Origin of the sequence: Serratia sp. Ag1, assembly GCF_000743355.1 — a bacterium.
Classification (GTDB): Bacteria; Pseudomonadota; Gammaproteobacteria; order Enterobacterales; family Enterobacteriaceae; genus Chania.
In genome coordinates this window covers 149,598-174,172 of record NZ_JQEI01000008.1, presented here as the reverse complement: position 1 = coordinate 174,172, position 24,575 = coordinate 149,598, and the positions used below count along the sequence as shown (strand labels likewise).

At 55.8% G+C, this 24,575-nt stretch carries 24 protein-coding genes and 1 pseudogene; 6 read left to right on the top strand and 19 right to left on the bottom strand.

Annotated features, from left to right (window positions below):
- Nucleotides 1–60: 60 nt before the first annotated feature.
- The 13 genes from IV04_RS04765 to hybO form a co-directional block, all read right to left on the bottom strand.
- On the bottom strand, nt 61–651 hold the full coding sequence (locus tag IV04_RS04765) for a HupE/UreJ family protein (RefSeq protein ID WP_037396010.1): 591 nt from the start codon (nt 649–651) through the stop codon (nt 61–63).
- A gap of 53 nt (nt 652–704) precedes the next feature.
- The gene (gene hypF, locus IV04_RS04760) at nt 705–3,002 is read right to left on the bottom strand and encodes a carbamoyltransferase HypF (protein WP_037396008.1); all 2,298 of its coding nucleotides are present in this window, start codon (nt 3,000–3,002) and stop codon (nt 705–707) included.
- A gap of 352 nt (nt 3,003–3,354) precedes the next feature.
- The gene (gene hypE / locus IV04_RS04755; RefSeq protein ID WP_037396006.1) at nt 3,355–4,383 is read right to left on the bottom strand and encodes a hydrogenase expression/formation protein HypE; all 1,029 of its coding nucleotides are present in this window, start codon (nt 4,381–4,383) and stop codon (nt 3,355–3,357) included.
- Complete coding sequence (hypD, locus tag IV04_RS04750) at nt 4,383–5,498, bottom strand: hydrogenase formation protein HypD (RefSeq protein WP_037396004.1); 1,116 nt, start codon at nt 5,496–5,498, stop codon at nt 4,383–4,385. The genes hypE and hypD overlap by 1 nt, the downstream gene beginning before the upstream one ends.
- Nucleotides 5,485–5,763 (bottom strand): hydrogenase maturation factor HybG, encoded by a 279-nt coding sequence (gene hybG, locus IV04_RS04745; RefSeq protein ID WP_037396002.1) that lies wholly within the window; start codon nt 5,761–5,763, stop codon nt 5,485–5,487. Before hybG ends, hypD begins: the two co-directional genes overlap by 14 nt.
- The gene (gene hypB / locus IV04_RS04740) at nt 5,763–6,674 is read right to left on the bottom strand and encodes a hydrogenase nickel incorporation protein HypB (protein WP_037396001.1); all 912 of its coding nucleotides are present in this window, start codon (nt 6,672–6,674) and stop codon (nt 5,763–5,765) included. The genes hybG and hypB overlap by 1 nt, the downstream gene beginning before the upstream one ends.
- 19 nt (nt 6,675–6,693) lie before the next feature.
- A complete protein-coding gene (hypA, locus tag IV04_RS04735) occupies nt 6,694–7,035 on the bottom strand; it encodes a hydrogenase maturation nickel metallochaperone HypA (RefSeq protein ID WP_037395998.1) in 342 nt (113 codons plus the stop codon).
- A 3-nt stretch (nt 7,036–7,038) separates the two neighbouring features.
- A complete protein-coding gene (gene hybE / locus IV04_RS04730; RefSeq protein ID WP_037395996.1) occupies nt 7,039–7,521 on the bottom strand; it encodes a hydrogenase-2 assembly chaperone in 483 nt (160 codons plus the stop codon).
- Complete coding sequence (locus IV04_RS04725) at nt 7,505–8,005, bottom strand: HyaD/HybD family hydrogenase maturation endopeptidase (protein ID WP_037395994.1); 501 nt, start codon at nt 8,003–8,005, stop codon at nt 7,505–7,507. Before IV04_RS04725 ends, hybE begins: the two co-directional genes overlap by 17 nt.
- The gene (hybC, locus tag IV04_RS04720; protein ID WP_037395992.1) at nt 8,005–9,699 is read right to left on the bottom strand and encodes a hydrogenase 2 large subunit; all 1,695 of its coding nucleotides are present in this window, start codon (nt 9,697–9,699) and stop codon (nt 8,005–8,007) included. Before hybC ends, IV04_RS04725 begins: the two co-directional genes overlap by 1 nt.
- The gene (gene hybB / locus IV04_RS04715) at nt 9,677–10,876 is read right to left on the bottom strand and encodes a Ni/Fe-hydrogenase cytochrome b subunit (RefSeq protein WP_037440651.1); all 1,200 of its coding nucleotides are present in this window, start codon (nt 10,874–10,876) and stop codon (nt 9,677–9,679) included. The genes hybC and hybB overlap by 23 nt, the downstream gene beginning before the upstream one ends.
- Nucleotides 10,863–11,876 (bottom strand): hydrogenase 2 operon protein HybA, encoded by a 1,014-nt coding sequence (gene hybA / locus IV04_RS04710; protein ID WP_037395990.1) that lies wholly within the window; start codon nt 11,874–11,876, stop codon nt 10,863–10,865. The genes hybB and hybA overlap by 14 nt, the downstream gene beginning before the upstream one ends.
- Before the next feature lie 3 nt (nt 11,877–11,879).
- Entirely contained in the window at nt 11,880–13,013 is a 1,134-nt protein-coding gene (gene hybO, locus IV04_RS04705; RefSeq protein WP_037395989.1) for a hydrogenase 2 small subunit, read from the bottom strand.
- A gap of 629 nt (nt 13,014–13,642) precedes the next feature.
- On the opposite strand from hybO, the gene ynfF reads away from it, so the two are divergent.
- On the top strand, nt 13,643–16,081 hold the full coding sequence (ynfF, locus tag IV04_RS04700) for a selenate/tellurate reductase subunit YnfF (RefSeq protein ID WP_037395988.1): 2,439 nt from the start codon (nt 13,643–13,645) through the stop codon (nt 16,079–16,081).
- A 32-nt stretch (nt 16,082–16,113) separates the two neighbouring features.
- On the opposite strand, the gene IV04_RS04695 is transcribed toward ynfF, so the two are convergent.
- Complete coding sequence (locus IV04_RS04695) at nt 16,114–16,671, bottom strand: hypothetical protein (protein WP_037395987.1); 558 nt, start codon at nt 16,669–16,671, stop codon at nt 16,114–16,116.
- 201 nt (nt 16,672–16,872) lie between these two features.
- On the opposite strand from IV04_RS04695, the gene IV04_RS04690 reads away from it, so the two are divergent.
- The 5 genes and pseudogenes from IV04_RS04690 (at nt 16,873) to IV04_RS04675 (ending at nt 19,892) form a co-directional block, all read left to right on the top strand.
- Nucleotides 16,873–17,229: a VOC family protein gene (locus tag IV04_RS04690; protein ID WP_037395986.1), complete on the top strand. Its 357-nt coding sequence runs from the start codon at nt 16,873–16,875 to the stop codon at nt 17,227–17,229.
- A 45-nt stretch (nt 17,230–17,274) separates the two neighbouring features.
- Nucleotides 17,275–18,126 carry a hypothetical protein gene (locus tag IV04_RS04685; RefSeq protein WP_037395985.1) on the top strand — a complete coding sequence of 284 codons (852 nt, stop codon included), beginning with the start codon at nt 17,275–17,277 and terminating at the stop codon, nt 18,124–18,126.
- A gap of 121 nt (nt 18,127–18,247) precedes the next feature.
- Nucleotides 18,248–18,415: pseudogene (locus IV04_RS26710) on the top strand (nicotinamide mononucleotide transporter); the annotation flags it as partial.
- Complete coding sequence (locus tag IV04_RS26705; protein WP_255351717.1) at nt 18,410–18,805, top strand: AAA family ATPase; 396 nt, start codon at nt 18,410–18,412, stop codon at nt 18,803–18,805. The pseudogene IV04_RS26710 and the gene IV04_RS26705, both read left to right, overlap by 6 nt.
- A 178-nt stretch (nt 18,806–18,983) precedes the next feature.
- Complete coding sequence (locus IV04_RS04675) at nt 18,984–19,892, top strand: DMT family transporter (RefSeq protein WP_037395983.1); 909 nt, start codon at nt 18,984–18,986, stop codon at nt 19,890–19,892.
- A gap of 92 nt (nt 19,893–19,984) precedes the next feature.
- Here IV04_RS04675 and IV04_RS04670 read toward each other — a convergent pair whose 3' ends face one another.
- From IV04_RS04670 to IV04_RS04650, 5 genes are all read right to left on the bottom strand, one after another.
- Nucleotides 19,985–20,416: a GFA family protein gene (locus IV04_RS04670; protein WP_072010828.1), complete on the bottom strand. Its 432-nt coding sequence runs from the start codon at nt 20,414–20,416 to the stop codon at nt 19,985–19,987.
- A 132-nt stretch (nt 20,417–20,548) separates the two neighbouring features.
- Complete coding sequence (locus IV04_RS04665) at nt 20,549–21,682, bottom strand: alginate lyase family protein (RefSeq protein ID WP_037395978.1); 1,134 nt, start codon at nt 21,680–21,682, stop codon at nt 20,549–20,551.
- Nucleotides 21,683–21,711: 29 nt separating this feature from the next.
- A complete protein-coding gene (locus IV04_RS04660) occupies nt 21,712–22,821 on the bottom strand; it encodes an ABC transporter ATP-binding protein (protein ID WP_037440648.1) in 1,110 nt (369 codons plus the stop codon).
- A gap of 10 nt (nt 22,822–22,831) precedes the next feature.
- Complete coding sequence (locus IV04_RS04655) at nt 22,832–23,671, bottom strand: carbohydrate ABC transporter permease (protein WP_037395975.1); 840 nt, start codon at nt 23,669–23,671, stop codon at nt 22,832–22,834.
- Nucleotides 23,672–23,681: 10 nt separating this feature from the next.
- The gene (locus IV04_RS04650; protein ID WP_037395973.1) at nt 23,682–24,569 is read right to left on the bottom strand and encodes a carbohydrate ABC transporter permease; all 888 of its coding nucleotides are present in this window, start codon (nt 24,567–24,569) and stop codon (nt 23,682–23,684) included.
- Between the last annotated feature and the right edge of the window lie 6 nt (nt 24,570–24,575).

The following is a 24,575-nucleotide window of genomic DNA, read 5'->3' as shown; positions in this document are numbered from 1 at the left end:
CGGTACCTGCCCTTCATCACAGTGAGTTAACGATGGCAAACCTTTCTACCCACAACGCTATCAAAACAGGCCGCTAAACAACCCTATCCCCAATAGAGATGAACCGCTACCAATCACCCCTGCCCACCAGCGGTTGGTGGTAGAAAGCGCCAGCAGATAGCCGATTCCCAACCCCACCAGATGAAGCCCTGCCGTCGCCATCACCATACCGGAAAGTGCCATGGCCGAATGGGAGAGCTCCGCACCGTGCGCCAAACCATGGAAAATAGCCAAAACACCAATGATTAACGCCCCAGTTACCGCACTCAACTTCAACCGCAGCGCCACCATCACGCCGACCACCAACAACGAGGCGGCGACAAGGTATTCGGTCGCCGCTACTGTTATCCCAGCCATGCTGGTCAGCGCGCCCACCAACAGCAACCCGGCAAATGCCAACGGAGCAAGCCACCATGTCCGGGTATTCATGGCGCTCCAAATGCCCACCAGAATCATCGCCACCAGGTGATCCATCCCGGTCAGCGGATGGATAAGACCCTTGGTAAAGCTTAAAACGTGATGAGTACCACCGTCATTCCCAACGTGGGCAAAAGCCAGCAGCGGGAACAGCGCCAATACGGATACAGCCACAGCTTTGACATTAATACGCATAGTTATCACCTGTTGATTATCCTTATAAGAAACCCTAGAAAACTGACTTACCCCTAACGCGCTGCGGCAATTAACGCCTGCCCCAGCGCCAAACCGCCATCACCAGTAGGCCATTGTGACGGCAGCAACACCTGCAAACCCTCCAGTTGTTGCACCAGCAGTTGACGCAACAACCGGTTATGCAAAACCCCGCCCGACAGCGCGACGGTACGCACGCCCTGCTGCTGCGCCGCTTGCCGGGCCAACGCGGCAAAACCCTGTGCCAGCGCCCAATGGAAGGCATAAGCCCGCTGTGCTGGCGCAGCTCGATAGCTCAACCATTGTGGCCAAAAAGCAGCCAAGTCCAGTTGCTGGTCGCACAGCGGCAGAGAAACCGGTGGCTGATGGTGCGGGCTTTGCTGCGCCAACGCTTCCAGCAGACAAGCGGCTTCACCTTCCCAAGAGATTTGCGACGGAGCGATTTGCAATGCCGCAGCCACCGCATCAAACAATCGCCCGGTAGAAGACGCCAGTGGCGCGTTAATCCCCCGCTCAACCGCTCGCGCCAGAACGCTACCCTGTGGTTGCGGAATACTGGCCGCTTCCGGCAACGCTTGCCAGCCAGGCACAAAACGCAGCAAGTGCGCCAGCAGGTTGCGCCACGGTTGCTGCGCCGCTAAATCGCCCCCCGGCAACGCTACCGCAGGCAAGCCGCCCAAATGTTCGCAATGCTGATAACCCACCAACAGGCATTCGCCACCCCACAGTTGCCCGTTCATGCCATAACCCAAACCATCCAGCGCCAACCCGATGACCTTGCCACCATTGCGCGGCCAGCCATGTTCGGCCAGGCAACTGACCAAATGGGCATGGTGATGAAGTATTTCCACACAAGGAATCGCTAAACGTTCGGCCAACTCTTGCCCCTGCTGATGGCTGAGATAACCGGGATGAGCATCAATGGCGATCGCCTGCGGTACCACGCCGTAGATCTCACTGAACAGCGCAATCAATTGCTGTTGCTGCTGGCGGGTGGCCTCATCGGTCAGCGAACCAAGGTGCTGGCTGACCACGGCGTGATCGCCCCACAACAGGCAAAAGGTATTCTTATTATCGGCACCCAGCGCCAGAACCGGGGATTGCATGTTAAAACCGGGCGGCAATGGCAACGCATCGGGCACATAACCGCGCGCACGCCGCAGCATTTCACAGCCCTGTTGGTTTAGGCGCAGCACCGTATCGTCGGCACGCTGGACGATCTCGCGGTTATGCAGCAACCAACCGTCAGCAATTTCTGCCAATTCCTCAAGCGCTTGCTGATTGGTCATCGCCGGGGGTTTACCCGACAGATTGCCAGAGGTCATCACCAACGGGCGGGCAACCTGCTGGAGCAATAAATGTTGCAGCGGATTGGCAGGCAGCATCACCCCCACTTCGTCCAACCCAGGGGCAATTTCCCGGCACAGCGGACTTTGGGTATGTGCAGGCACCAGCACTACCGGTGCCGCCGGGCTACGCAGCAGTTTGAGCAATGGCACGGGGTCTGCCACCTGAACACAGGCAGCCAACCCGTTAGCATCCGGCATCATCACCGCCAGCGGCTTGGCTGGGCGACGCTTGCGCTGACGCAGGCGCTGCACCGCCGCTGAATTAGTCGCATCACAGGCCAGATGAAAGCCGCCAATGCCTTTGATCGCCAGGATCTCCCCCGCCATCAGTGCCTGAGCAGCCCGTTGCAGCGCCTCTTCCGCCTTGGCCGTCACATTACCGCTGGCATCGCTCAGCCACAGTTGTGGGCCGCAAACTGGGCAGGCATTCGGCTGCGCGTGGAATCGACGGTCAGTCGGATCGTCATACTCCGCCTGACACGCCGCGCACAGCGGGAAAGGCTGCATAGAAGTATTGGGGCGATCGTAAGGCATCTGGCGAATGATGGTGAAACGCGGGCCGCAGTGGGTGCAGTTGATAAACGGGTAGCGGTAGCGCCGGTTTTGCGGCGAGTTCAATTCTGCCAGGCAGGCGTCGCAAGTGGCAGCATCGGCGACAATATGGGTATCGAGCCGCCCTGCGCCGCTGCGGGCGATGGTAAAATCCAGCGGTTCCTGCGGCCAATGCAAGGGGTGCTGGCTGATGCTGTCGATCCGCGCCAACGGCGGGCATTGTAGCGGCAAGGCATGCAGAAAATCCGCCACTTTGGCCGATTGCCACAGCCGGACGATCACCCCAGCGCCATCGTTACTGACATCACCGCGCAGCTCGAACTGCCGCGCCAGCAGCCAAACGTAGGGGCGAAACCCCACCCCTTGCACCTTGCCTTTTACCCGCAGGCTAAGGCCATTTCTATCGGCGGCTGTAATATCAATATGTGTCATGGCATCTAGCTACCACTACAACAGATGAGCACCGGTGTTGATGCCATTGAAGGCGCTGAACGCAGACGCAGCGCATAGGCGAACGCGCCATGGACGGCGCGTTCAGGCGAGACAGGCAGGGACGCCTGTCGTAGCCGGCCGTAATGCGCTGTGGCGGAGTGAAGGGAGCCGCGCAGCGGCCGCCTGATATGGCAAGGGCCGGGGTGCAGGGGGCTGGCTCTTGAGCCCCCTGCTCGGGCGCGTTCACGGCGCTACCTGATAAACCCCATATTTTTAGCGTCCGAAAAACATGCTTATTCAAGTTCAAGCCAGCAAACAAAATATAGCCCTTATAGGTAATAAAACGGGTCAGCTAACAAATCCGTGGCAGTGGCTCATCCAACGGCAGATCCAAGCGGCGGGAAACGCCAAACAACCCCACCACATTCACCTGCTGGCGCTCCAGCGTGCGGCCAATCACCGCCGCATCCCGCCCCAATGGGTGCTGATGCAGCACGGCCAACACCTCGGCTTCTGCCTCGGGGGCCACCACCAGCACCAACTTGCCTTCATTGGCAAAGTTCAGCGCATCCAGCCCCAATAACTCGCAAATCCCGCGCACCGCCGGTTTCAACGGCAACGCCGCTTCCACGATCTCCATGCCGCAGCCGCTGGCGCTGGCAAATTCATGCAGCACCGCCGTTACACCGCCGCGCGTGGCATCACGCAGCGCTCGCACCCCGGCGATGTGTAACAACGGCGCAATCAGCGGGGCCAGCAGAGCACAATCGCTGGCCAGTTCGCTTTCTAAGCCTAAGCCTTCACGCAGATTGAGAATGGTTGCACCATGATCGCCGAGCGTGCCGCTGACGATAATGCTGTCGCCCTGCCGGATCTGATGGACACCCCAATCGACGCTGGCCGGAATCGCACCAAAGCCGGTGGTGTTGATAAAAATCTTGTCTGCCGCGCCACGGGGCACCACTTTGGTATCACCGGTCACGATCTGCATCCCGGCTTGCTGCGCCGTAGCCGCCATCGACTGCACGACTCGTTCCAAGGTGGCAAACGGCAACCCTTCTTCCAGAATCAAGCCACAGCTCAGGTAACGTGGCAGCGCACCGCTGACCGCTACGTCGTTGGCTGTGCCACACACCGCCAGCTTGCCGATGTCGCCACCGGGAAAGAAAATCGGGTCGATCACATAGCTATCAGTGGATACCGCCAGCCGATCCCCTGCTGCACAAAGCTCGCTCAGCGCGATACGCGCCTGATCTTCCCGTGCGTTCAGTGCCGGGTTGGCAAAGGCTTGCAAGAACAGTTCCTCGATCAGGCGTTGCATCGCCCGCCCGCCGCTGCCGTGCGCCAGCGTGATCTCGCGCTCATCGTTCGGTTTAAACATTAAGCCGTCTCCCTGCAGTACTGATAATAAGCCGCACAGGCCCCTTCCGATGACACCATCAGGGCACCAAAGGCGTTGCTTGGCGTACACGCGTTGCCAAACAGTGGGCAAGCGTCCGGCTTGCAACGCCCGGTCAGCACCTCGCCACAGCGCGAACGCGGATCATCCGCCACCCGTTGCGTTTGGGGCTGAAAGCGCCGTTCGGCGTCAAACTCGGCATAGTCCGCCGTCAGTTGCACGCCGGAATGGGCGATCTCCCCCAAGCCGCGCCATTCGCTGCTGTCTTTCAGGCAAAACACCTCCGCCAACGCCTGCTGCGCCAAGCGGTTACCCTGCTCCGGCACAATGCGCCGATACTGGTTCTGCACCGCGCAACGGCCAACGCTCAACTGTTCCAGCAGCATCACCAGCCCTTGCAAAATATCCAGCGGTTCAAACCCGGTGACCACCAGCGGTTTATGGTATTGCTCGGCGATAAAGCCGTAAGGTGCATTGCCGATCACCATACTGACGTGGCCGGGGGCCAGAAAACCGTCAATGCGGATATCGGGCTGCTGTAACAGGCTGCGCAAGGTGGGGATCAGGGTAATGTGCTGGCAAAACAGGCTGAAGTTGGTCAGTTTACGCTGGCGAGCCTGTTGCAGAGTCAACGCACTGGCAGGCATGGTGGTTTCAAAACCCAACCCGAAAAACACCACTTCACGCTGCGGATGGTCCACAGCCAGTTGCAAAGCATCCAACGGCGAGTACACCACGCGGATATCAGCACCGTGCCGCCGGGCATCCAGCAGCGAGCCGTTGCGCCCACGCACGCGCATGGCATCGCCATAGGTGCAGAAAATCACTTCCGGATGCGCGGCAATTTCCAGGCAACTATCAATGCGCCCCATCGGCAAAACGCAGACCGGGCAACCCGGCCCATGGACAAACTCCAGGTTGTCCGGCAGCAGCCGATCGAGCCCGAATTTGAAAATCGCATGGGTATGGCCGCCGCACACCTCCATGATTTGCAGCGGTAAACGCTGCGACGTGGGCATGGCGATCATGAGCTGTGCAATACGATGCAACAAGGCCCGGGTCAACGCCGGATCGCGGAACTCATCAACGTAGCGCATCGCTGCCCCCCGGCATGGGTGACTCCAGCCCGACGGCCCGCATATGTTCCAACGCGGCCAGCGTATCCAGCGCTTCCTGTTCGTCCAGCTGGCTCATGGCAAACCCTACGTGCACCAGCACCCACTGCCCGAGCAGCGCCTGCGGTGAATCCTCACACACCAGTGCGATATTGACCGCGAGCGACACGCCACCTACCTCGACCGTCGCCAGTTGGTGCAGGTCTTCGCCAACCGCGATCACTTTACCCGGTACGCCGAGGCACATTATTGCGCCTCCAGCCAACTGAGCCAGAGATCCATCCCCTCACCGCTGGTGGCCGACAGCGCAATCACCTGAATGGTTGGATTAACCTGGCGGGCATAGGCAATGCACTGTTCAACCGAGAAATTAACGTAGGGCAGCAAATCGATCTTGTTGATCACCATCAGCGTGGCAGCGGCGAACATATGCGGATATTTGAGCGGTTTGTCCTCGCCTTCAGTGACCGACAGCACTGCCACTTTATAGCGTTCCCCGAGATCAAAACTGGCCGGGCATACCAGGTTACCGACGTTTTCGATAAACAGCAGGCTGTGATCCTGCAACAGCAGGCGGTGGGCTGCGTCGTGCACCATCTGTGCATTCAGATGGCAGCCCTTACCGGTGTTCACCTGAATCGCCGGTACGCCCGTGGCGCGAATGCGTTCTGCATCATTGCTGGTCTGCTGATCGCCTTCGATCACCGCACAGGGGACGCGGTGCGCCAGCGCTTGCAGAGTGGCTGTCAACAAAGAGGTTTTGCCGGAGCCGGGGCTGGAAACCAGATTCAGCACCAAAATATTCTGCTCAGCAAAATGTTCGCGGTTATGTGCCGCCAGATGGTTATTTTTACTCAGCACGTCCTGCTCGATTTGTAATAACCGCCGCTGGCCGATACCAGGGGCATGGCTCCCGGCCTCGCCATGACCATAATGCAGATCTTGCGAATGTGGCTGAACCTCAGGCACCAACGGCTGCGCTTCAGCGCTGGCATAATGATGATGCACATCACCCTGATGGTGATAATGATGGTGGTGATGGATCGTGACCGCCTGATGGTCAGGTCCGTGATGGTGGTGTTCATCATCATGATGGTGATGATGTTCATCCCCTTCGATGGATCTTTCTCCGTGGTCGCAACCGCACGTCGTACACATAAAATTTACCCCCTCAAATTTATTCCACTTCTAATTGTTTTAATCGCAGGCTTTCGCCGTTCTCAATGCGCAAAGCGTGGCCACCACAGTGTGGGCAACCCGCGTCATGCCGTTCAACCGCTACGCGGGTGCTGCAATCCCAGCACCAGGCGTGAGCCGGTTGATAACTCAGATGCAACTGGCAGCCTTCTGCCAGCGTCTGGCGGCTAGCGCTGGCGAAGCTGAAGCGCAAGGCATGTTCTTCAATACAGGACAACGCACCAATCTCCAGCCACACCGCCGTCACCCGCCGGGCTCCGTGCTGCCGAGCCTGCTGCTCAATCAGTTCCATGGTGCTCAGACACAGGCTGATTTCATGCATCTATCAGCCCCCTTGCGGCAAGCGGAACAGCGCACGCCGCCCCAGGTTGCTCGGGATGCTGCGGTCTACCACCGGCAACGACAACGCCATACGCGCGCTGCTTTCGGCTAATGCCAACGCCTGTTCTGCCCCCAGTGAGCTTTCCAGCGGCGACATCAGTGAACAGGCCAGATATTGCCCACAGCTTGCGAGGTAACCCACCGTAAAGCCGACGTTGCCACAGGGCAGTTCCAGCGCCAGTTTTTCGCCGATCGGGCGCGGTTCCCAGCGTTGCTGCGGGCCAGGGAGCACCAACAGACTGAGCATCCAAGGCGTCAGCATGCAACCGATCCACTGCTGTTCGAACAGTTGAAACCCACAGGCTCGAATCGGGATCTGTGAATGGAAAAAGGGCAGATCGCGCATACCGCCAGTCGCGACAGCCTGAAACGCCGCTTCCAGTTGCGGTGCGGGGCTGGTTGGAAAACCGCTAACAGCATCGAGCATCGGCGGCCTCCTTGAGCGCGATCGGCACACCGCTGTATTGCAGCGCCACCAGCACCTGCGCCAAAGCCGGTTCGATCGCCTGAGTCACCAATGGGCTAAGGCCGATGCCCGGTGTCAGCGATTCCGGCACCACGCCGACCAGCGTTAAGCGTCGTGGGAATTCCCCCGTCAGCCGCAGCGCCATCAGCACGTCCGACAGCCCCAACTGATGCGGGGAAACCTTGCGGGTAAACAGCGTGGGGATCTGTTCATCATGCAACACCACCACGCTGCCCGGTGCATCGCCGGTCAGCACCGCATCGGCCACGATCAGATGGTCACGATCGGCCATCGCTTCCATCAGTTCCATGCCGGAGGTGCCGCCATCCAGCACTTCAACATGGGCCGGTAACGCAAAACGCTGTTCCAGCGCCTCGACGATACGCACACCAACCGCTTCATCGCTCAACAACAGGTTGCCGATGCCTAGCACCAGAATACGCATCACAGCACCTTGACCCGGGTAACTTCGTTGCCGGTGGTGTCCACAATATGCACGGCACAGGACATGCAGGGATCGAAGGAGTGAATGGTTCTCACCACCTCCAGCGGCTTGGCCGGATCGGCCACTGGCGTGCCGACCAGCGCGCGCTCATAAGGGCCGGGTTCATCGTTATAGTTGCGTGGCCCGGCGTTCCAGGTGGAAGGCACCACTGCCTGATAATTGGCGATCTTGCCGTCTTTGATCACCACCCAATGGGACAGCGAACCGCGCGGTGCTTCGATAAACCCAACGCCGCGAATTTCGCCGGTTAACGGAATATCGGGCCGGATAAAGGTTTCGTGGTCGCCTTTGCCGATGTTTTCCACCAGTGCCTGCCATTGCTGCCCCAGGGTTTGATGCAGCACGCAGGCATGCACCGTGCGCCCGACGATCCGCCCTAGGGTGGATGGCAGTTGTTCGGCGCTTAACGCCTGCCCGGTCAGGGTTTGATAGGCGCTGTTAATACGCCCGAAGTAGTGCTGCGTAGGCTGATGTTCGGCATGCAGGCTGCACATCAGCCAGGCCAGCGGCCCCATCTCCACCGCTTTACCGTAGAAGGTCGGCGATTTCACCCAGGAGTATTTGCCGTCTTCCTGCCAGCCGGTGTAATTAGGCCGCGTCAGCCCTTCCCAAGGTGCCAGCGGTTGATCGTCCTGATACCAGGCGTGTTTGCCACTTTCCTGAATGCCGTTCACCAGATAGGTATCGCGCTGGTTGACGATCGGGCGGAACTGGCCGTTCTCCAAAAAGCCACCCGGCAACAGGAAGGTTTCGCCTTTGCGGTCGGTCGGCAACTCCGGCAGGCACAGATAGCAGTCCGCCCCCTTCCCCAGCGCCAACCAGCCCGGATAATGTGCGGCGATCACCGCGCTATCCACCAGGTACACCTGTTCGATAAAGTCGCCAAGGCGATCGATAAAGGTTTTCAGGTACATCAGGCGTTCAAGGTTGAGCACGCTAGGCGCATCCAGATTGATCGGATTGGCTACCCCACCCACCGCCAGGTTTTGGATATGCGGCGTTTTGCCCCCCAGAATGGCCACCACCCGGTTGGCATCGCGCTGGCATTCCAGCGCTTGCAGGTAGTGCGCAACGGCGATCAGATTGACCTCCGGCGGCAGCGCCATCGCCGAATGCCCCCAGTAACCGTTGGCAAAAATGCCGAGCTGACCGCTGGCCACCAGATCTTTAATCTTCTGCTGTACACGGCCAAACTCGGCGGCACTGTTGAGCGACCAGTTCGACAAGCCACTCAGCAGATCGGCGGCCTTTTGCGGATCGGCCTGCAAGGCCGACGTAATATCCACCCAATCCAGTGCCGAAAGCTGATAAAAATGCACGATATGATCGTGAATACTGTGGGCCGCCAGAATGATGTTGCGGATATACTGCGCATTGACCGGTACTTCCATCCCCAGGGCATTTTCCACCGCCCGCACTGAGGCTAAAGCATGGGTGGTAGTGCAAACACCACAGATGCGTTGGACGATCATCCAGGCATCGCGCGGATCGTTACCTTGCACAATCTCTTCCATGCCGCGCCACATGGTGCCAGAAGACCAGGCTTTGACCACCTTGCCGTCTTCGATTTCACAGTCAATCCGTAAATGCCCTTCAATGCGGGTGACGGGATCAATGGTGATGCGTTGGCTCATGCTCTACCTCTATCTGGTTGTTTTCATGCTTGTGTTGCTGCGCGGGCAGCACCGGTAACAACCTGATCAACAGGATGTACGCACACACTTCTATCGCCACAAAACCGATGGAGATCAGCAGTTCGCTGGCGGTGGGGAAATAGCCGTAACCGTTGCCGGGATCGTAGGCCAACAGTGAGTAGTTGAGCCGCCACAGAGCCGCCCCACAGATCATGCTCAGCGCACCGATAAACAACAGGCGTGAATCTCTGCGATTGCGTTGCCAGCGGAACAGCAGCAACGGCAACAGCATCAGAGCGATTTCCAGCCAGAACAACAGGGCGAAACGATCGAACTGCCACAGGTAATCGGTTTTGTGGCGGACAATCAGTTCGCCAAAGCGCAGCACGATAAACAGCAGCAAAATGACATCAATGATGTAACTCATGCGGGTAAACAGCGGCGTCTCGCGGGCCCCTTTGCCCAACAGACCCGCCTGCACCAGCGATCCTTCAAAGATGACAATCGAGAACCCAAGGATGCCTGCGGTCAGCAACGAGAACAGCGGCAACATTTCATAGCTTTGCCACAGCGGATGCACCTTGATACCTGCGGCGATCATCAGCGAGCCCATCGATGACTGGTGCATCGCGGGCAGCAACGCCCCCAGCGCAATAATCAGGAACATCGCCTTATTCAACCATTTGAGCGACACTTTCCAGCCCAAACGTTCGAACAGCGCCGGGGCAAATTCCAATGCCACTACGCCGATGTAGATCGTCATACAGACTGCGGTTTCAAACAGCACCGAGGAGGTGTTGAAATGGCCGGGAATGTAAAAGTAAGGCAGATTCCAGTAGCGGCCCACGTCGATGGTGATCGACAACCCACCCAGCGTGTAACCGAACAGGCTGGCCAACAGCGCGGGGCGCACCAGCGGATGGTATTCGCCACGGTTAAACACATATACCGCCCAGGCCAATGCCCAACCGCCGCAGGCCAGCCCGGTGCCCACCAGCAGATCGAAGGCAATCCAGATCCCCCACGGATAGCCACCGTTCAGGTCGGTTACCGACCCAAGCCCCAGCACCAAGCGTTTCAGGATCAGCAAGGCACAGAGCACCACAAACGGGGCCAGCAGCATCACAGGCCAACTCACCAACCGCCCGCCAAGGGGCTGCGTTTTATGCATCGTCATGTCGGTCTTCCTTCTCATCCTGACGCTCTTGCCGCGTGTTGCGATGCGCTAGAAAAGTAATGCCCGTCAGAGCCACCAGTGGCAGCACCATGCCGCTGTACAGCGAGTGCTGCACATGCTCGGAACGCGCGCCGGTCGAAAGTGGCTCCAACGGCGGCAGACCCAGCTTTTCAAACGGCACCCCGGTCAGCACCAGTACCTGCGTCCCTCCCCCCTCGGCTTCGCCATACAGATGCGGCTGATAGTGTGGGATCGCGTGCTCATAGTGGTCATCCGCCTGCACGGTCTGCCGGGGAAAGCGGTAGCTGGTACCGGGTTTACTTGCCAGGCGCTGCTGCGCCTCGGCCAATAGCTGTTCACGGGTGCCAAAGATCACCGCGCCGGTCGGGCAGACTTCCACGCAACCGGGCAACCCGCCCTGATCCAGGCGTTCAATGCCTTTCTGGTTACACAATTCGCACTTGTGAATTTGGCCGAACGGGTTGTCGTAGTCGTATTTCGGCACGTTGAACGGGCAACCGACCATGCAGTAACGGCAACCGGTACAGACATCCGGGTTGTAATGCACAATGCCGGTTTGCGGGTGTTTGGTCAGCGCCTGTACCGGGCAAACCGAAACGCAGTTGGGATCAACACAGTGCATGCACTGCTTTTTGATATAGGCATAGCCATCTTCCAGCCGATCTTTATGCTGGCCGCTGCCGCTGCTCCATACCTGAATGATGTTGTTGGTATAGGGGCTGAGTTTGTCGTTGTTCGACCAAGTGGCCTCATTGCCCGCGTAGGCATAGGTTTCGCCATGGGCCTGATTATCGCTGTGGTTGATCTGTTGGCATTTGCTGACGCAGGCTTGGCAACCGACGCACAGGGTTGAGTCGTACAACATGCCCAATGCGCCTGGAATCGGCGGTTTATTCTCAGCGGCGGCCAGCGCCGGAGGTGCGCCCCCTGCCAGTAGCGCGCTGCAGGAGGCCAGTTTTAGAAAATTACGTCGGTTCACGGCTCACTCCTTGCGCGGCGGTTGTTCATCGTCTTTACGCTGCTGCTTTTGCTGCCGCCCCAGTTCCCGCACCGTCATCAGACTCACGCCAGCCACTAACCCGACCACGCCCCCCAGCAAGCCAACCGCAGAGGCGCTGACGTGGCCGCCTTCAGCATTCTGTACCGCCGGTTTAGCATAACGCGGGGTGGGATTTTCAACGTTTGCCAGTTGGGCAATGCCTTTGGTAAAGCCGATACCTTGCTCATTACAGCCGTAACAGGGGTGACCGATGCCTACCGGCCAGATGCCGCCACCGACGTCGCAGAATTCCAGCGTCGAACAGTTGCCGTAGGTTTCTGGCCCTTTACAGCCAAGGTGGTAAAGACACCATCCTTGACGATGCCCATCGTCACCGAACTCTTTGGCAAAACGCCCGGCGTCAAAATGTGGTCGGCGTTCACAGTTCTCGTGAATTAGGCGGCCATAGGCAAATTCGGGGCGGTTTTTGGCGTCCAGTTTCGGTGGCCGTTGGTAGGTAATGATGTGCGCCACCGTGGCCAGAAAGTTATGTGGATTCGGTGGACAACCGGGAATATTGATCACGGTTTTACCTGGCAGGACGTCCTGTAGGCTGACCGCGCCGGTCGGGTTAGCACCGCTGGCAGCAACGCCGCCCCAGGCCGCACAGGAACCAATGGCGATCACCGCCGCCGCGTGTTCTGCCGCTTTGCGGATGTGCTCGACGATCGGTTGGCCCGCAACCATGCAGTAGATACCGCCATCTTTCATCGGGATCGAACCATCGACCACCAGCACATATTGGCCTTGGTACTGCTCGATGGCGCGGTTTTTGTTCTCTTCCGCCTGTTCACCAAAAGCGGCGGAGAGCACTTCGTGATATTCCATGGAGATCACGCTGAGCAGCAGATTTTCGATGGTTGGGTGGGTTGCACGCAGTAATGATTCCGTACAACCGGTGCACTCCTGGGCGCCAATCCAGATCACTGGAGGACGCTGTGGTGCCGCTACCGACTGGGCTATTTCGGCAGCGGCTTTACTATTAAGTCCCATGGTGGCGGCCAGAGCCGCACAAAGTTTCATAAAATCACGGCGATTAACGCCATTTTGGAAAAATGTCTGATTTTCCCTTAGCATTATTATTGTTCCCCTGTTTTTGCGCCATAAAAGTACCAATCAATAAACGGGCGGTTAATTTTTTGTTATATATAGGGTGAGTGGTGTTGATCTTTATCAACCTTTAATGGCTTAAGCATTAATATTTCCATAACATGACTCAGATCGCTTCAGCAAAAAATATTTAGCTTGCATATCTTTATCGCTACCAGTAATAACCCACAACCAAACAAGAATAAATCTCATTATTAATTTAACGTCTGCCTGGGCGGAATAATGACAGAAAATTAACTATCACCTTTCGCAATAGAATAACAATATTTATCAAAGCGGCCAGCCAGAAAATCACGGCGATAAAAACCCATAAAACAATAATTTAAAGTTACACAGAGAGTCAAAAAAGCCCGAAAATTGACCTTAAGCAAACATTAGCAACGGTATAAAGGTATAGTATTTTTTGGCTGATATAAAATACCGTGACGCCGGATTAATAATAGCCACTGATGAAGCTGTTAAATTACCGGCCATTGCCAAACATTTATCTTTTTGTGTAAATGATATTAATACACAAATCCAGAATTACCCTGAGCCCAACACCTACGGGCAAATAAAACAGCCTGACTAAAGCAGGCTTTAAGAGGGAAGCATTTATGAACGACATCGAGAGTCAACATCTTCTCCATAATAACATCAGCCGACGGCAACTCATCAAAACCGGCGGTGCCGCCAGTTGCTTGCTGGCGGCCACATCAGGGTTGGTTTTACCGTTCCGCAAAACCGTTGCCGCCGAAAGCCCACCGAACAGCCCCCCTCAGGCAGACAAAGTGGTCTGGAGTTCTTGCACCGTCAACTGTGGTAGCCGCTGCGCACTGCGTCTGCATGTGCGTGATGATGAGGTGTATTGGGTAGAAACTGACAATACCGGTAACGATGAATATGGCGACCATCAGCTACGGGCTTGTCTGCGTGGCCGTTCGATCCGCCGCCGTATGAACCACCCGGATCGCCTGAAGTACCCGATGAAACGCGTCGGGAAACGCGGCGAAGGCAAATTTATCCGCATCAGTTGGGACGAAGCGCTGGACACCATCAGCGGCAAGCTCAAGCACACGCTGGATGAATACGGCAATGAAGCGGTACACGTGCTGTACGGCACCGGGGTGGACGGCGGCAATATCACCAACTCCAACGTGCCTTACCGGCTGATGAACTCCTGCGGCGGCTTCCTCAGCCGCTACGGCAGTTACAGCACCGCACAAATCACCGCCGCCATGCCCTATCTGTACGGCGCGCAAGAGGGCAACAGCCCGGATGACATCGCTAACAGCAAGTTGGTGGTGTTGTTCGGCAATAACCCGGCAGAAACCCGCATGAGCGGAGCAGGCGTAACCTACTATCTGCAACAGGCCCGAGAACGCTCTAATGCACGCATGATCGTGATCGACCCGCGCTATACCGACACCGCCGCAGGCCGTGAGGATGAGTGGATCCCGATCCGCCCAGGTACCGATGCGGCGTTAGTCGCCGGTATCGCCCATGTGTTGATCAGCGAAAACCTGGTGGACCAGCCATTCCTCGATAAATACTGCATCGGTTACGACGAGAAAACCCTGCCCGGCAGTGCGCCGAAAAACGGCCACTACAAAGCCTATATTCTTGGCCAGGGTGAAGACGGCGTGGCCAAAACCCCCGCTTGGGCCGCGCGCATTACCGGCATCCCGGCAGCTCGCATCGTCCAGTTGGCACGTGAAATCGGCATGACCAAACCGGCGTATATCTGCCAGGGCTGGGGGCCACAGCGCCATGCCAATGGTGAACAAACCGCGCGCGCTATCGCCATGTTACCGATCCTGACCGGCAATGTCGGGATCAACGGCGGTAATACCGGCTGCCGCGAAGGGTCGTTCGATCTCGGCGTGGAATGGTTTGATATGCTGACCAACCCGGTGCAAACCAAGATTTCTGTTTACACCTGGACCGATGCCATTGTGCGTGGCCCGCAAATGACAGCCAAACGCGACGGCATTCGCGGCAAAGACCAGCTGGACGTGCCGATCAAATTCATCTGGTGCTACGCCAGCAATACGCTGATCAACCAGCATGGTGATATCAGCCGCACCCATCAAATCCTGCAAGACGACAGCAAGTGCGAAATGATCGTGGGCATCGAGCACTTTATGACCTCTTCCGCCAAATATTGTGACATTCTGCTGCCGGACCTGATGCCAACCGAACAGGAAGATCTAATCCCCCATGAATCAGCCGGTAATATGGGCTATGTGATCCTCGGCCAGCCTGCCACTTCACGCAAATTTGAACGCCGCCCGATTTATGAAATCCTGTCGGAAGTGGCCAAACGCTTGGGCAAAGACGCCGAAAATACCTTTACCGAAGGCCGCAGCCAGCAGGAGTGGATCCAGTATCTCTGCGAGAAAACCCGTGAGCGCAACCCAGGCATGCCAAGTTACGAAGAGCTGAAAACGGTGGGGATTTATAAGCGTAAATGCCCGCAGGAACATGTGGTGGCATTCCGTGAGTTCCGCGAAGATCCGCAGGCCAATCCGCTAAAAACGCCGTCGGGCAAGATTGAAATCTACTCTGAGCGGCTGGCAGAAATTGCCGCCACTTGGGAGTTAGCGGCTGAAGACGTGATCCACCCCTTACCGGTCTATGCCGCAGGTTTTGAAAGTTGGGAAGATCCGGCCCGCAGCCAGTTCCCGCTACAGCTATTCGGTTACCATTACAAAGCCAGAACCCACTCCAGCTACGGCAATATTGACGTGCTGCAACAGGCCTGCCCGCAGGAGGTCTGGATCAACCCGCTGGATGCACAAGCACGCGGCATCAAGCATGGCGATCTCGTCAAAGTATTCAACAGCCGGGGTGAAACGCATATCCAGGCCAAAGTCACCCCACGGATTATGCCCGGTGTCACGGCTATGGGCCAAGGTGCCTGGTTGGCGGCAGATATGTTCGGCGACAAGATCGATCGCGGCGGCAGCGTGAATATCCTCACCAATCAACGCCCTTCCCCACTGGCAAAGGGCAATCCGCAGCATACCAATCTGGTTGAAATCGCTAAGTTATAAGGGGATTCGGGGCTGAATGACTCAGCCCCCATTCAACATGCAGTATGACGAATATGGGTAATGATCCGTTCCACGGCGGCGTCACAGGTTGTGTGGTTGGTAATTTCAACCACAGGGCACCCGATGTTCTCAAGCCACTTTCTATGCTTGTAAGCATTTCTGCTTATTTCTGTCGAAGTATCATAGGCTGCAGCCCATTGAATAAATGTTTGATATTTTTCACCTAATTCGCCCTCAGAGAAAATTGCCTCTCCATATCTTGCAAACTCTCGCTGCCTGAGGCGTTCGACCCTGACGTCGTTCTTTACATAAACATAAATAACCAGATCGAAAAAAGGAATAAACAGATCACCCCACCCGCAAAGAGAACCGCTCAGCACCCATTGGTTATTCGCTGTTAATTGGGCCGATAATAACCGTTGCCGTTCCTGAGTCTCACGCGCGGCAATATAGGGCGGTGATGTTTTATGCCAGTAAAAATCGTCAGTATCAAAATGCTGATAACCGATCGCTTTGCATAATTGTGCCGCAATGGAAGTGGTGCCCGAACCCGAGGCTCCCATGATATGTATTTTATTTTTTTGCGGCATAATCGATACCCGTCATACTGTAAGTTGCTGGTTGATGCCTCAACGGAAATGCTGGTTACGTTTAACTAAGATAAGTTGTCGTGTGCAGCGATTAAACCCGTCTTGGTAGTTGCTATTATTACGGTTATGGTAGCAATATTGCCTGATGCATCATCTACCTGCAACTCACTCTCTAGGTTGAAATGACAGAAGGAATATGTGATGGATTCACAAAAAAAGCATGGGTGTATAGATAACATCGAATTTGCCGTCAGCGACATTGAACGCTCAAAGAAATTTTATGGAGAAGTGTTCAACTGGCAATTTACAGTTTATGGCCCTCAATACTGTGAATTTACTGATGGAAGGCTCTGCGGCGGCTTTACCACACTCAGTGAACCTAAACCTACAGGTGGGCCTTTGGTTATTCTGTATACAGAAAACCTTGAAGAGACTCAAAAACGCCTGGAAACGCTGGGAGCACCGATAGTCAAACCCGTGTTTTCATTCCCAGGCGGACGCAGATTTCATTTTACAGACCCAGATGGTTATGAACTGGCGATGTGGTCAGATCAATAAATGAATAGATACCCCAAATAATTCGAGTTGCTTCCCGGCAGTAACATGCCATCAAGCAACCTGAAGTATGACGGGTATAACTTGCTGCCTTTATCACTGTGCTTCTGGTTTATGCCTTTGAAAACAATCCTGCTTAAAATCCGGCGCAAGCATTTCCTATTGGGTACAGCCATAACCGTACCGTGTGCGCTTATTGCTCTTTTGCCCACCGAGATAAGATCGCTATGGGCCGACTTAGCTGGTCTGTTTTTCATCGGGGCAAGTTGTGGCGCGTTGGCGATAGTAATACTTTGCGGCCTGCAGGTTCTTGCTGGTGCCGCATCGCGCAAGAGGGGAAATGTCCTCCAGATAGTATGTGGTATGTTTGCCTTACTGTTGGCAATCCCCCTCTTGATGTTTTTCATTCCGTATCTACCCAAGAAACTGATCATAATTGCGGGTGTGGATCATGCCGAAACCTGGTTCACTCTCTACTTTCGCAGAGGAGGCAATACAAGTTATGACGTTCCGCTGGTCACCTTCGCAGGGATCCTCGTGGGTTCAGTCAGTGTTCCGCTTCTGGCGGCATGGGTTACCCTGTGTTACCAGAAATGGCGGCGCCCCGAGAGCAGAAATGCCGCAATCTGGCGACCACAATCCCCGGCAGAGCAAGAGGCCCTGAACAGATTACCCTCTCTCCCCAAACTCCCCGGTCTGCCAGAGAGCGGTGTCACCTATCGGCTGGACGTTGAAACAGGGCTGCCGACACACTGGAAATCCGATGATACCCCGATCTGGCAGCGCCTCACGCCCCAGGAGCGGGAAGCTTTGCGCCCCCACTTTGCCGAGCGTTCACTGCGCTTCGCCATACCCGATAAAAAAGCCAAAGTGCGCACAAAACGCCGGAGCACCCGCTAAAGATTGATCGCTATCAAGCAGATAAAAACGGATCCTCGCCTGGGAACAATGTCTTCCAGAGTGAGTAATCCTTTATAATGCGCTGCTTCTCAAACGGAGCCTGAGGTGATCCATCAGCTAATTTGGCATGATGGGGAGGCGGATCGAAAACTGGTACGTCTGGTTGCTGGTAAACACCATCGCGGTCCCACTTTACGCCTCACGCGAGCTATATCTCACTGCTGGCCTCTATCTGATCTTTTGGTGTAATGCCTGGCACGGCCTCTATCAATGGCATCGGGAGATGAAATGTTGGGAACAGAGAAACGGGCATTTAACTTTTGATGACATGCTGGATATTGCACAAATCCAGATTTCGCGCGAAATGACCGCGCGGCCCAATCGCTACCTGGTTTGTGATACTTCGCCACTAACCACGTTATTTTATTCATTGGCCCTGTTTGGCAAGGCAGAACCGGAGCTGGAAGCCTTAGCCTGCCGACCTTATGACACCGTTGTGCTTTGTGCCGATGATTTTCCTTTCCAGCAGGATGGTACGCGCCAGGATCCATCATTCCGCCAACGCCAGCAACGGTGGTATCTCGATCAGTTGACCGCCCGAAATATCCCATTCTTACACGTTACCGGCAGCGTGACGCAGCGATTAAGGCATATCCTTGAAAACTTAGGCTGCGCCTAGTTCAGCTCATTCGGCAGCCGCCGAGTGTCGTTCATCTCTTATATCGCTAAACCACTTAACCTGTAGCCTGGAAAATACGCTATTGTTTTGCCGTTATCTGCCAGGCAATTTCTGGCAGAAACAAGGAGCATCTGCATATTGAAACCATTAATACTATAAAAAGTGGAGTTGTATCAGCATGAATAGGGATATGGAAAAGACCATCGCGGCTGTCGGTAGCAGTCATCTCAATAACCCGGCTCAAGGTTGGGTTAATGGCTTTTTAGGCATGCTGATCTTCAGCGGTTCCTTGCCTGCAACGCGTGTCGCAGTACTTGAATTCGATCCGGTTTTCTTGACAGCCATTAGAGCGACCCTTGCGGGCTTGCTGGCCGTTTGCGCACTATTAATGATAAGACAGCAATTACCGCAGAGGCATGAAATCCTGCCACTGGCTTTTGTCGCGCTCGGCGTGGTGATCGGTTTTCCTTTACTGACGGCATTAGCGCTACAACATACTACCTCGGCACATTCGCTGGTCTATATCGGCCTTCTTCCGCTGGCAACCGCCTGTTTTGGCGTGATTCGGGGCGGAGAACGGCCAAAACCGGCTTTCTGGCTATTTTCAGTGCTGGGCGGTGTATTAGTGGGAGGTTTTGCACTCAGCCAAGGCTCAGGCAGTTCATGGCTTGGCGACCTGCTAATGATTGCCGCTGTCCTACTTTGTGGCTTGGGCTATGCCGAAGGTGCAGTGCTTACACGTAAGCTGGGCGGATGGCAGGTGATCTCCTGGGCACTGGCGATCGCTTTACCACTAACGGCCTTAGCTACCGTACTTTCAGCCCCCAACACTTGGCCAGAGGCAAGCCGCGCGGCATGGATCTCTTTGGCTTATGTCTCGCTGTTCAGCATGTGGCTCGGTTTTATTTTCTGGTATCGCGGCCTGGCACAAGGCGGTATTGCTGCGGTGGGCCAGTTGCAGTTGCTGCAACCCTTTTTCGGCCTCGCGTTGGCGGGGTGGATATTGCATGAAACCGTCCAGCTCTCGATGATTGCCGTTATGGCCGGTGTGCTGGTGTGCGTTTTTGGGGCGAAAAGATTTTCCTGAAGCGCAAATGAAGAGCCAGCGCAAAACTCTGCACTGGCCCGATTGGTTCTGGCATGGCTTAGCTACTCAAGCCGCTCAAACCGCAACCAGTTTTATGCACCTTGCGCGGGGAGCGGCGGTGGCATTTTAGGGAAGGTCGGCACCCCTTCATGCAGTAAGTGCCAAGGCGCGGCAGACTCCACGTACAAATGCAGGTTTGGTTTCAGATCTGCATTGTTATCCAAAGCCCCGAGTTTAACCGCCACAAACGGAGCCTGAGTAGGCATGCTCCAGAGCGGCGTGCCACACTCAGGGCAGAAAGCACGCTTCACATTGTTACCGCTGTCTCCTTTAATACTATAAATCTTGGCTTCTCCCTGGGTGACTGCGAAGGAGGCTTCAGGCGCCAGCGCAACGTAATTTGGCGCACCGCCCGACAATTTCTGGCAATCAGTGCAATGGCATACGCCGACTCCCATCAGCGGCGCCGTAATTTTAAACCTGATAGACCCACAAGCACATCCTCCGGTACGTTCTGTCATCATCTTTCTCCTTTGTGTTTACTCATCATGCTGTTAGTGACAGGCATGTTAGCCATTACACAACACTATGCCTGGCCCCACTGTCAAATTCTGTCAGCAGTAACGCATGCTGAAGGAGAAAGCTTCTTGCCCAGCCTAACCACACCACATCAAATGCTCCCGCAGGCTACGCGTCTCTTCCGGCAACCCTGCCAACACGGTTTTATAGCGTGCTTCTTTGGGGTAACCGCGAATAGATTGCAGCAGCAAGCGCAGCGCACTGTCCCAGACAATTCCCTGTAAATCGCTGTACGGCCATAAATCCGGTTCGGCGATAAACGGCACCAGGTAATCGATCCCCAGCTTGACGCTTCTGCCATCGCGCATCTCGTTCCAGCGATCAAACTCAACGTGCTCCGCATAGCGGTTGAGCAACAGATGTGCTTCCAGGTTAAACAAGGAGTAATGAAACGGCACCGGACGCTCCAGCTCCATGGTCTGTTTACCGTCCTGATCGATTTGCGCCGCCATCCGCTGGGTGATGCCCTGCTGGATAATCCGCGCCGCCAGCCCTTTATCCCCATAAAACAACGCGTTTACCGCACGCTGTACGTCGTACCAGGTACCATGGTTGTTATGCCACACGTATTCGGAATGGCCGACTTCGCTGTGATACATCCAGTGATTGAAATCACGGAACCACTGATGCAACCCGATAATATCGTCGGTATCCAGCACGTTCGCGGCACTTATCAGGCCAATGGTGTCGATCACCATCCACATCAGGCGGGTATCAATCAGCCCAGTGCCGCGCCCGGAGACAATACCCGGTATCGCCTGACCATAGTTCAGATGTGGATTCATCAGAGTATCGGCCTGGAGAAACCAACAGCGGATCTGTTCGGCTGCTGCCAGAGCATATTTACGCTGCTCGGTGAAATACCACGCCAACCCAAGCGTCAGGCAGCGCTCACACATACGGATCACCCGCGTGGTATCGGTATCATTGTTCTGGCACTGCGGGTTGGTATGCCCGTCGCGCCGGATATAGGGTAAGCCATTGGGCCGACGTGGGTTCGGCCACCAGTAAGTTCCCAAACTGTAATAGTCGTGGGGATCGCCACTCACCGGGCGCAGCTTCTTGTGCACCACCGTTTCCAGCGGTTGCCCACGCAAGGCGTCAGCTTCGCCGAGCAACCGGGTTAATGCTGCCTGCAACGGGGAAAACGGCTGCTGCAACCGGTGCCGGGCATTTTCCAGGCAGGTGACATCCAGTGTGTATAACTTCATCCGTCCTTCTCTTTTATACCCTTCATACTTCAAGTTGCTTGGGTGTTGGCAGCCTGGTAAGGCACGCGCTGCCCGCTCTGAGCATCAAAAATATGAATACCTGCCAGCTTGGGTTGCAGCCACACCGTTTCGCCTTCCTGTACCTCAAGACGTTGCTTGAATACCGAGGTAAACGCCCCGCCGCCGGTATCACAGAACAATTGCATATCCGAACCGGTGTTTTCGATCGCGGTAATGGTGGCTTGCAACGCACCGCTGTGTTCGCTTTCATTCACCACGTTGACCTGTTCTGGGCGAATGGCATAAACCACCTGCTGCCCCGCCCGCACCTGCAGGCCAACTGGCAAACGTAGCCAGGAATCATCCGCCAGGCGCAGCAGGGTTTCATCGCCCTGTATCACAATTTCCCCTTTCAATTGGTTTATTTCCGGGGAACCGATAAAACCGGCCACGAACAGATTGGCTGGGCGATCGTATAATTCCAGCGGGCTGCCGACCTGCTCAATCCGCCCATCACGTAACACCACGATCATCTGCCCCATGGTCATCGCCTCGATCTGATCGTGGGTCACATAAACCGAGGTGGTTTTCAGGCGGCGATGCAATTCGCGAATTTCACCACGCACCTGGGTGCGCAACTTAGCATCCAGATTGGAAAGCGGTTCGTCAAACAAAAACACCTGCGGATTACGCACTATCGCCCTGCCCATCGCCACCCGTTGGCGCTGGCCGCCGGAAAGATCTTTCGGCAGGCGATCGAGCAGCACGCCAAGCCCGAGCAACTCCGCCGCCGCATCCACTTTACGGTTGATTTCTGCTTTCGGCAGCTTGGCCATCTTCAGCGCGAAGCCCATATTCTCCCGTACCGACATTTGCGGATAGAGCGCGTAACTCTGGAACACCATGGCAATATCACGCAGCTTGGGCTCCACGTCGGTAACGTCTTTGTCATTGATCGCTACCTGCCCACCGGTAATCTCCTCCAGCCCGGCAATCATGCGCAGCAGCGTCGACTTGCCGCAGCCGCTGGGGCCAACCAGCACGCAAAATTCACCGTCGGGAATAGTCAGAGAAACATCTTTAATGACATGTGTATCGCCATACGATTTACAGACATTGCTCAATACAACGGATCCCATGTGTCACTCCTTATCCTTTCACTGCGCCGGACATAATCCCGCGGTTGAAATGTTTTTGCAGGCCGAGGTAAACGATGATGCTGGGCAACATCGCCAATAACGTGATGGCAATAAAGATGTTCGGGGTGATGCTTTCGTCGGTACGCAGAGTGCTGAGGATCACCGGAATGGTGTTCAGGCTGTCCTGATTCACCACAATCAGCGGCAGCAGATACTGATCCCAGATCATGATAAAGCCGAAGGTCACCACGGTGCCGAGCGCCGGTTTCACCAGCGGCAGGATCACATGGAAGAAAATCTGCCATTCGTTGGCCCCGTCGATGCGTGCCGCTTCCTCCAACTCTTTGGGGATGGCGGCCATAAATTCGCTCAAGACGAAAATAGAGAAGGCCCACCCCACCACCGGCATGATCATCCCGAGATAGCTGTTGTAGAGTGAGGCATCGATCACCGGCAGCCGCCAGTTGATGATCATATACAGCGGAATGGCGATCACCTCTTCCGGCAGCATCATAGTGGAGAGGATCACCAGGCTGACCAGCGACACGCCGATAAACTTCTTGCGGGCCAGCGCATAGGCCGCCAGTGCGCTGACAGAAACCTGCAAGATGGTGCCGAAAAAGACCACCACCATTGAGTTCAGCAAATATTGCCACACGCCGATCTCTTGCCAGGCAAAGAGAAAGTTTTGTAGTGAGAAGGCGTTCGGCCACGGCAATAGTTCGCCCGGTTTGACCGGTGCGGCGCTGAACGCGGTGGCAACAATGCCCCAGAACGGGCCGACGAACACCACCAGCAACAGTGCATAGATTATCCAGCGGCCAACGGCATCCCAACGTTTACTCAGCATAATCGGCTCCTTAATAACGGGTGATGCGCTTTTTCAGCGTGAGATGGCATAGAGTCAGCAACACGGTGAAGGCGAACAGCAGGAACGACACCGCCGAGGCATAACCGTAGTCAAACTGTTCAAAACCGAGCTTGTAGATATGCGTCATGATCATTTCGGTGGAGTTGGAAGGCCCACCACCCGTGGTGGCATACACCTCAGCAAACACGCGGAAGCCACGAATGAAAGACAGCATCAGCACCACGGAAAGCGCCGGGATCATGCCAGGCAATGTCACGTAGCGCAGGCGGTTCCACCAACTGGCGCCGTCAACGTTGGCAGCGTCATACAGGTCTCGGCTGATCCCGGCCAGCCCGGCGATAAAGATCACCATGTTATAAGGCACCGCTTTCCAGATATGCAGCAACATGATCACCCACAGCGCCTGATCGGAACTCGCCAGAAAGCCCTGATCGGCCACGCCGAACCAGCTCAGCACCTGGTTGATTACACCGTTTGGCGTCGGGTTAAACAAAATGCGCCACATTTCGGCGACGATCGCCGCACTGGTTACTGCGGGCAGGAAAATAGCGGTGCGGATAAAACGCAGGTGGCGTGCCGGGCCTTCCAGCAGCATCGCCAGGAAAAACGCCAATACCGCCGCGACCACCATGGTCACAATTACATACAGGAAGGTATTGTATACCGCCGCATGCAGGTCGGTATCCGCGAAGGCGCGGGCAAAGTTGGCAAACCCCACCCACTCGTTCGCTTGATTAAAGTTCACCTTGTAAAAGCTCATCACCAAGCCTTGCAGCATCGGAATAAATTTAAACCAGGTGAAAATGATCAGCGCCGGGGCCAGGAAGATCCACGGCACCAGATGCCGTTTCTGGCGGGAAGTCAGCATGGTTATCATCGCTCT